The sequence below is a fragment of the Paenibacillus ihuae genome (genome assembly GCF_001368795.1).
Lineage (GTDB): Bacteria > Bacillota > Bacilli > Paenibacillales > Paenibacillaceae > Paenibacillus_AQ > Paenibacillus_AQ ihuae.
On record NZ_LN831200.1, the window covers coordinates 144,255 to 151,825 of the forward strand.

6 protein-coding genes and 1 pseudogene are annotated in these 7,571 nt (G+C 53.2%); all 7 read right to left on the reverse strand.

What is annotated here, in order from left to right; all coding sequences use genetic code 11:
* Positions 1-19: 19 nt before the first annotated feature.
* Entirely contained in the window at positions 20-586 is a 567-nt protein-coding gene (locus AQR02_RS23230; protein ID WP_054942790.1) for a DUF269 domain-containing protein, read from the reverse strand.
* Positions 570-980, reverse strand: coding sequence for a nitrogen fixation protein NifX (gene nifX, locus AQR02_RS23235; protein ID WP_054942791.1), 411 nt, complete (start codon positions 978-980; stop codon positions 570-572). The genes AQR02_RS23230 and nifX overlap by 17 nt, the downstream gene beginning before the upstream one ends.
* Positions 955-2,283, reverse strand: coding sequence for a nitrogenase iron-molybdenum cofactor biosynthesis protein NifN (nifN, locus tag AQR02_RS23240; RefSeq protein ID WP_054942792.1), 1,329 nt, complete (start codon positions 2,281-2,283; stop codon positions 955-957). Before nifN ends, nifX begins: the two co-directional genes overlap by 26 nt.
* On the reverse strand, positions 2,273-3,634 hold the full coding sequence (nifE, locus tag AQR02_RS23245) for a nitrogenase iron-molybdenum cofactor biosynthesis protein NifE (RefSeq protein WP_054942793.1): 1,362 nt from the start codon (positions 3,632-3,634) through the stop codon (positions 2,273-2,275). Before nifE ends, nifN begins: the two co-directional genes overlap by 11 nt.
* 291 nt (positions 3,635-3,925) lie before the next feature.
* Positions 3,926-5,485: a nitrogenase molybdenum-iron protein subunit beta gene (gene nifK, locus AQR02_RS23250; protein ID WP_054942794.1), complete on the reverse strand. Its 1,560-nt coding sequence runs from the start codon at positions 5,483-5,485 to the stop codon at positions 3,926-3,928.
* Entirely contained in the window at positions 5,482-6,939 is a 1,458-nt protein-coding gene (nifD, locus tag AQR02_RS23255) for a nitrogenase molybdenum-iron protein alpha chain (RefSeq protein WP_054942795.1), read from the reverse strand. Before nifD ends, nifK begins: the two co-directional genes overlap by 4 nt.
* A gap of 136 nt (positions 6,940-7,075) precedes the next feature.
* Positions 7,076-7,571 (reverse strand): annotated as a pseudogene (gene nifH / locus AQR02_RS23260) (nitrogenase reductase); the annotation flags it as partial.

A 7,571-nucleotide genomic window follows, 5' to 3' on the forward strand; every position in this document is an offset into this window, starting at 1 on the left:
CTGATTAGTTGTTTGCCGCCTAGCCCTCCAGGCTAAGCAAGCCGTGCAGAGCGGTCACTTCCTTGTATTTAGCCAGAAAGGCCAAACCTTCCTCCACACATTCCACCCCGTACCGGATCACCTTCTCCTCCGAAGTGAACGGGAAGGGAAAACCGGCCCGCAGACTTTTCAGAACCAGAATGACACGTCCGCTGTAGAGCAGCCCCCGGCCGAAGCCTTCATGGTTGATCTCGGCCGTACTCTGGATCATAGTGCCGCTTCTTTCTTCCATCACGCCGGCAATGGCCTGAAACATCAGCGGAACCTGCTGGCGTACTTTCGGAGAGACGGCACAGTTGAAATCGGACTGGCTTTTATCCTCAGAGGAAGCCAGGAACTGCTGTTCAATCTTCTCCTGCGGCGACAGCGCGGCATAGCGGCCAAAGAAATCTTCCGTATCGAGGAGATTGCATAACCGGCGGACAAAGGCATCCGCCGTCTCCTGATCCAGCTCCTTCCGGCCGGTACGGCTGCGTCGTTTCTGTAGCGCTCCGCCCGCAAGAGCCCCTTCTATCTGGGCTGAATGCTCCTTAGCCATGGGTCCCATCAGCTTCCTCCCCTTCCCCTATGCCTTCTTCTTCCGCCCGCAGTACCTTAGCCAGCCACATCGGCGGCTTGCCCTGCAGCATTTCGACCAGACGCTTCACCTGTTCATCTATGGGGCTTCCGAACGGAACCTTTACCGGCATAATCTTGCGCCGTGTTACCCGCGCCGCGGCCGAAGCGCCAATCTGCATAATGAAAATCAGGGTGCAGTCTCCTACGGCTTCCAGACGGCTCTCAATTTTCCCGGCTTCATCCTGGTTCAGAACCACCGGAAGTCTGCGCAGCTCTACAAGATCGCCGCCATTTTTGGTCACATTATATACAGCAAACATCGGACTCTGCCCGAAGTGGGCATTTACCCGGCTTCCGTCATCTGTGGCGAACGCTACTTTCACGGTATTTAGCCTCCCTCTGCATTAACAAATTCCCTGCCTTATTACTCCACTCCATTGCTCCTCTGTAGCCCACTGAAACGGACATATAAGCTCCAAGCTCGTTCCAGACCGGGAACCCCGCAGGCATAAACGCGGCTCCAATCCGCTGCGCGCCGGCAATTCCGTGCGAATTGCTGATCCACAGGTCTGCGCCCCCGCCCAATACCTCGGCATCATCCATGTCGCCTATCCATACCTCCCGCTCCATACCGGCGACGACCGGCGTCTCATAAGAGGCGATCAGTGCCTTCTGCTCCACACCGAGTTCCTCCAGCCATGCGGATATGGAGTACAGATGATCCGGCTCAAGTGCAGACACTACAGACATCCCGGCGAACTGGAAGTGCGCGTCAAGCATGCTGTCGAGAAGGTTTTCCCTTTGCCAGCAGTAGCGCAGCGGTACTGGTTCACCGCTGATCTGGTGCAGGAAATGCAGCATTTCATCCGAAGCCTTAAGGCCCATCGCTCCGTTAAACACTTTGTAAGGCGTACCCAGCGCATTGTGCAGCCGTCTCGCCGGCCGCTCCATGCTGGCTCCAACGGCGATGGTCAGTCCGGACTGCAGGCTCTGCAGCATCGAATCCAGCGGCACCCCGCCCCGGGTCAGCGGGGAAAAGCCGGTGAGCAGATGTCCGGATAATGAAGTGGAGATATCGGGCACCGCAATGACCTCAAACCCGAAGGCAGAGATCATTTCCTTAAGCTCCATCACATCGGCAGGGGTCAGAAAAGATCCCGGAAGCAGGGTGATCTGGCGGGTGTTTACCGTTCTTGAGCCCCGGTGCCCTACCTGCTGGATCATCTCGTCAATCATCGCTTCCACGGTCGCACTGAAGCCCGATTCGAGCGAACCTCGAAAGTCGGGCAGCACTACGGAGAATGCCAGCCCTCCCCGCATGTTCCGCTCCCGCTTGTAGCTCTTGAGCATCGTCGCATAATCCACTCCGGCAACATCGGTCAATTCCGTACCGATAATTCCGATAATGTCGGGACGGTGTTTGCTCAGCACGATATTGAGCGCTTCTTCCAGATTGCGGTTCGCGTCAAAAATAACATCCATCTCCTGAAGCGCGGAAGTCTGCACAGCAATCGGCTCACGGAAATGCCGGGTCAGCAGCGCCTTAGGAAAAGCTGAACAGCCTTGCGAGCCGTGTATCAGCGGCATGGCCCGGTAGCAGCCCTGAAGGGCAAGTACGGCACCGAGTGACTGGCCGATTTTGATCGGATTAACTGATGCCGGTTTGTTCCGTCTGTTAACGGTCATAAGGCACCTCTTTATCCCAGGGAGCCGGGCTCGCTGCAAGCTTCCAGATCGGATTAGCGAGTGAATAGGTCAGCTCCTTGGCCAGGCGCAGCAGACCTTCATACCCGGCATAAGCTTTATGTCTTTCCTGGTTGATATCAATGAACGGGATCTGTTCTTTCATGGCTACATACATATTGCGGCCGCCGGCGATCATGATGTCAGCTTTGCGCTCCCTAACGGTTTTGAGAATACGGGTTGCTCCGCCTTCCGGGATATATTCGGTGTCATCTCCAACCCGGTCGGCAATCCGCCGCACATCATCCTCTGTGCTTTTGTTCGTACCGACCCCGACCACCTGCACACCAAGTTCCTTCAGAGCGGAAATTACGGACCAGCTCTTGACGCCACCGGTATACAGCACGGCTCTTTTTCCTTTCAGAATCTTGCGGTACGGGCGTAAATCCTGTATCAGACGGCTCTCCTCACGTTCGGTTAGACGGTCAACCCGCCGCTCCATATCGCGGTCATTCATCAGATATGCCATCTGGCGCAAGGAATACGTTGTCTCCTTGGCCCCATAGAAGGAACCCTCGAAATACGGGATCCCGTATCTGGATTCCATCTCCTTGGCCAAACCGAGCAAGGCGCGGCTGCAGACGACCATATTTACCTTGGCACGGTGCGCCCAAGTGATCTCCTTATATCTGGCATCGCCTGTAATGCGTGATGTTACAGCGATGCCCGCGCTGTTCATCAGCTTCTCAATATCCCACATCTCGCCGGCGATATTGTATTCACCGATTAGATTGACACCCGGCGGTAACTCCGGCTCCGGTTCACCCGTACCGATCACATACTGCAGCAGGGCATCGCCTGCCAGCCTGTTGCCCAGATTTTTGCTGCCGACGAAGCCGGGGCTGTTGACCGGAATGACCGGTATCCCCAGCCTCTCGCCTGCTTCCTTGCATACAGCATCCATATCTTCACCGATGAGTGCAGTCACACAAGTCGAATATACAAATATTGCCGGAGGCGCAAAGCGCCCGGCAATGTAGTCAATGCTCTCTCTAAGTTTCTTTTCTCCGCCAAAAATAATATCGGAATCGTTCAGATCCGTGGCAAAACCATATTGGGAAAGCGAGGGTCCGCTTGAAAGCGTACCTCTGCTCTCCCAGCTGTTCCCGGCACAGGCAATCGGACCATGGACAAGATGTGCAGCATCCATAATCGGCAGCAGTGTGATTTGGGCTCCGTCGAAGGAGCAGCCTCCGGCCGCTTCACCAGGCTTAGGCCGCGGACAAGGCTTGGATTTGGGTGCCTTACTCCCGCAAGCCTCGGAATCAAACTCGTCTTTTCGAATAGGGTCCATCGGCTTTCATCTCCTTCGTTAAAGGTGGATGCTAACTCTACCTACATGCTAACCTGTATCAGAAACGGCACTTACACATCACTAGCAAGAATCCCGGCCTACCCCATTTCCTTATTTTCGCTAATAGAGGCATAGGCGAAAGGAAGAGAAATAGAGAACGCCGGGCATGATATTACTTTTTTACATTTATTCAAATTGATGTATGTTAAGTATACAATATGATTACAGAAAATTTCAGTAATTTCCATCACTTATCCATATAGTCAATCTGTAAAAATTCAAGTATTCTGCTTACCGAACCAGATCATAGTTGAAGCCGGAATTGTTGCGGTCCAGTTCATCCAGAACGGTATTGACGATCTGACTGAGCAGATTCAGTGCGCCCTGGTATCCAAGGATCGGATAACGGTGCATATGATGACGGTCAAAGATCGGGAATCCTACACGGATCAGCGGAACCTTCGCATCCTTGGCCGCGAATTTCAGATGCGAGCTGCCGATCGCCAGATCAACCGGATCTGTCAGCAGCAGCGAGCGCATATGCCACAGGTCATTTCCGACATATACCGTAGCTTCTGAGCCGTAAGGACTCGAAGCCAGCAGCGCTTCGGCCTCTTCCTTGAATTTCACATCATTGAAATCCACATCACCGTTCGAGCAGACGATATGCACAGGCTCCATGCCTACTTCCATACAGAATCCGATAAGTCCGATCAGCAGGTCCGGATCGCCTACCAGTGCCACACGCTTGCCGTGGAGATACGGATGGCTGTCGGTAAGTGCATCCACTACCCGGCCGCGCTCTTCCAGAAGCGAGGCCGGAATCGGCAGGCCTGTCAGTTCACTAATCGCTTCCAGCAGCTTGTCGGTTCCGGCAATGCCAAGTGGTGTGGACAGTGCGGAGACCTGCTGCTTCCAGGTTTCACTGATGAAATCCTGGGTTTTCTTCAGCGTGTACTTCTGAAGTGACAGCGTGCCAAGCGCGTTCGCGGCCAGAGGCACATCCGCCAGCTTCGTTCCGCCATAGTAGTACTCGTATTCACCGGTAGCCGGCGAGTCATAGTTGCCGCTGTGATCACCGAGAAGAGTATACTTGGTATCAAAAGCATCCAGGATTTTGCGGATCTCCGTAAAATTGCCGGTGTAAGGCTCAAATCCGAGCATCACGTTCAGCTTCTCTCCTGTTTCTTCGCCGCTGCCAGGCGTTGCCTTCAGGCCGGAACGTTCATACAGATAACTCAGGATGCCTTTCAGCATCGAATCATAGCCGGTAATATGCGAACCGACGAAGCTCGGCGTATTACAGAACGCAACCGGGAAATCTTCGGAGATTACGCCTTTTTGGCGGGCATTGCCGATAAAGGAGGACAGGTCATCCCCGATGACCTCAGCCATACAAGTGGTACAGAGTGCAACCATCTCCGGTTTGTAGAGTGCGATACTGTTCTCCAGACCGTCTATCAGATTGCTCATGCCGCCGAATACAGCTGCATCTTCGGTCATGGAAGACGAAACGGCCGGTGTAGGCTCTTTAAAATGGCGGCTTAAATGGCTGCGGAAATACGAGTTGCAGCCTTGCGAGCCGTGAACGAAGGGCAGGGTTTTCTCGAAGCCGAGCGCCGCCATAATCGAGCCGAGCGGCTGGCATGCCTTATGAGGATTAATGACAACCGCTTTACGGTTAAAGTTCTTCTCCATATACTCGGCAGATTGGGAGTAAGCGAGCGCTTCTGCGGTTTCCTGCTCACTGCAGGGTGCTTCGAATTGCTGCTTGTTCAGCCGCTGCTCCACGAACCGGTGCTCCGAGAACAGAGTGTTGTAATCTGGAATGTCCAGTCTGTCCTTACTCATATGCTCGCCTCCTCTTTTTGGACGGTTTCCTTCTTCTGGATCAGATTCCATACCGGGCTGTTCACAGTCATATCCATGTCCTTGGCAAAAATCTTAAACCCGTCGAAGCCGTGATAAGGACCGCTGTAATCCCAGGAGTGCATCTGGCGGAACGGAACACCCATTTTGTGATACACGTATTTTTCCTTAACACCCGAACCTACCAGATCAACATTCATTTTCTGGGCGAGCTCTTCCAGCTCGTAGGCGGTCGGATCATCCATAATGATCGTTCCTTCCTTCATCATCGGGAAGGTCTTCTCATAATCGTCTTTATGGGCAAATTCGTAACCGGAAGCCACGATGTCCATACCGAGATCCTCATAAGCGCCGATTGTGTGGCGGGAACGCAGACCGCCGATCATCAGGAGCACTTTTTTATTTTCAAGACGCGGTTTGTATTTATTGATAATGGCATCCATTGCCGGCTTGTGCTTCGCGATCATCTTCTCGCAATTCTCCTGGATCGTTTCGTCAAATAAGGCGGCGATGGCACGCAGGCTCTCATATGTTTTGGAAGGTCCGAAAAAGTTATATTCCATCCACGGAATACCGTAAGCCTTCTCCATATGCTCCACCATGTAGTTCATGGAACGGTGGCAGTGAATCAGGTTCAGCTTCGCCTTATGGGCGATTTCCAGCTCATTTAGGGTACCGTCACCGGACCACTGGGCAATCACACGAAGGCCCATTTCCTCGAGCAGGATCCGTGAGGCCCAGGCATCGCCGCCGATATTGTAGTCACCGATAATATTGACATCATAAGGACCGGTTTCGGCCAGCTCCGCTTTACCGAGCACGAAATCACGGATGGCATCATTGGCGATATGGTGACCCAGCGACTGGCTGACGCCGCGGAAGCCTTCACAGCGTACCGGAACGATCGGCATTTCCAGCTCTTTGGACATTTTCTTGGACACCGCTTCAATATCATCGCCGATCAGACCAACCGGACACTCGGATTGAACTGAAATCCCTTTGGCCAGCGGGAACATTTCGGTAATTTCCCGCATAATCACTTCAAGCTTCTTATCACCGCCGAAGACGATATCCGTCTCCTGGAAATCACTTGTGACCTGCATGGCGGTAAAATTATCGATTCCAAGCGTACCGCTCGCATAGTTGCGGCGGGTACCCCAGCTGTATTGTCCGCAGCCGATCGGTCCGTGGCTGATATGAACCATATCCTTGATCGGTCCCCAGACCACACCTTTAGAGCCTGCATAGGAGCATCCGCGCGGTGTCATGACACCGGGGCGTGATTTAATATTGGACTTCAGGGCACATGTGCCGCAGGTTTGCGCTTCTTCAGTATTGATCTGAAAGTGCTTTTCCCGGTCTTTCTTCGCTTTTTTGGGGTAGGCTTCCAACACTTCTTCAACCAGCTTCTTATTCGCTTCAATATCCAGTCCCATTATTGACCCTCCTTTTCATGGTGCAGACTGCCTAAGCCGCCCGCGTGGCTACTGTGCCATTGTGAGCTATTCCGGTGAACCTTCGTCTCTCCACTCCCGTTCACCGGTAACTCCCCATCTAACTCCGGTTTACTGCTTATTGTCCGGAAGCCTGCAGCTTCTGGATGGCGGCTTCTTCATCTTCGATGATACCGAATTCCATCAGCAGCTCTTCCAGCTCTTCCATGGAAATTGGGGTCGGAATGGTCAGCATTTTATTGTTCAGAATTTTCTCGGCCAGAAGTTCATATTCTTTGGCCTGCTTATGCTCCGGATTGTACTGGGCAACGGTCATTCTGCGCAGCTCGGCATGCTGAACGACATTGTCGCGTGGTACAAAGTGAATCATTTGTGTGTTCAAACGGCGGGCCAGCTCCATGATAAGCTCATCTTCACGGTCGGTGTTACGGCTGTTGCAGATCAGTCCGCCCAGTCTAACGCCGCCGCTGGTAGCATATTTCAGAATCCCGCGGGCGATATTGTTGGCTGCATACATCGCCATCATTTCACCGGAACAGACGATGTAGATCTCTTGTGCCTTGTTCTCACGGATCGGCATTGCGAAACCGCCGCACACAACGTCACCGAGTACG

What these genes read in the sequence shown, in the direction of transcription:
- AQR02_RS23230 (WP_054942790.1), bottom strand. Translation starts at nt 586, where the DNA reads ATGGGACCCATGGCTAAGGAGCATTCAGCCCAGATAGAAGGGGCTCTT.
- nifN (WP_054942792.1), bottom strand. Translation starts at nt 2,283, where the DNA reads ATGACCGTTAACAGACGGAACAAACCGGCATCAGTTAATCCGATCAAA.
- nifE (WP_054942793.1), bottom strand. Translation starts at nt 3,634, where the DNA reads ATGGACCCTATTCGAAAAGACGAGTTTGATTCCGAGGCTTGCGGGAGT.
- nifK (WP_054942794.1), bottom strand. Translation starts at nt 5,485, where the DNA reads ATGAGTAAGGACAGACTGGACATTCCAGATTACAACACTCTGTTCTCG.
- nifD (WP_054942795.1), bottom strand. Translation starts at nt 6,939, where the DNA reads ATGGGACTGGATATTGAAGCGAATAAGAAGCTGGTTGAAGAAGTGTTG.